Source organism: Mesorhizobium sp. M5C.F.Ca.IN.020.29.1.1, assembly GCF_003997375.1.
GTDB lineage: Bacteria > Pseudomonadota > Alphaproteobacteria > Rhizobiales > Rhizobiaceae > Mesorhizobium > Mesorhizobium wenxiniae.
Genome location: NZ_RZSW01001062.1, coordinates 1 through 893 on the forward strand (window position 1 = coordinate 1; position 893 = coordinate 893).

The 893-nt window shown below is 61.9% G+C and carries 2 protein-coding genes; one reads left to right on the forward strand and one right to left on the reverse strand.

The features are described from left to right. Positions 1-542, forward strand: a 542-nt coding sequence (locus EOA85_RS36215; protein WP_164760180.1) for an SH3 domain-containing protein, incomplete at its 5' end; no start/stop codon positions are given. A gap of 227 nt (positions 543-769) precedes the next feature. On the opposite strand, the gene EOA85_RS36220 is transcribed toward EOA85_RS36215, so the two are convergent. Continuing rightward, on the reverse strand, positions 770-893 hold a 124-nt coding region (locus EOA85_RS36220; protein ID WP_127212796.1), incomplete at its 5' end, for an SDR family oxidoreductase.

Sequence of the window (893 nt, forward strand, 5' to 3'; positions counted from 1 at the left end):
CCGCGGTGCAGCAGGCTGCGAGCAAAACCGATGCGGTTTCGCCGGTGGTGGTTGCGGCGAAGGCCGAGATACCGGCGCTGGCGCCCAATGATCCTCGCTGGACAGGATCGGGATCCGCATCCCGCCAGATGGCAGGCCAGGCTGAAAAAACGGCAGACAAGCCGTCCGCTGCGGCGGCACTCGCCGATCCGGCAGCGAAAACCAAAGTGGCAGCATTGCTTGCCAAAGTCGCTGCTCCCAGCAAGACGGCGACGGACGGTGCGCCAACCGCCGCCATCCCCACCCCGAAGCCGCTGCCCGCCGCGACACAGAAGGATGGCACCCAGGCCAAAGTCGAGGCCAAGCAAGCAAGCCCGGCAGATACCGGACGCATCCTCAGGGGCGTCACCATGCGCACCGGTCCGAAGAACAGTGCGGCGGCAATCGTCACCATTCCCGCCAAAACCTCGGTTCAGGTGATGGGCTGCAAGAAATGGTGTGAGATCGTCTACAACGGCAAACGCGGCTGGATCTACAAGAGCTTCGTCAAGACCGGAGCCTAAAGCGCGTCGCGTTTGGATGGATTCAGGCGACGCGCTTTAAGTTCTCGTTTTTATACATGTCGTTATCGCAAAACCGCTGCGCACTTTGGCGCGACATGCATTAGGGCTGTCAGGCGATCCTTGACGTTGCACCACGGCTCGGATGGGTTCTGTAATATAGTCGGCCGCCGCGTCCAGCGAGTGCGATAAACGATCGAGTCAAACTTGACCCGACAGCGACGGACGGCTCAGATGCAACGTCCACCGTCGACTTCCAGCGCCACGCCAGTGATGAAAGCCGCCTCGTCCGAAGCCAGCCAGAGCGCCGCGTTGGCTATGTCGAGCGGCGTCGAAAGTCGGCCAAGCGGGATC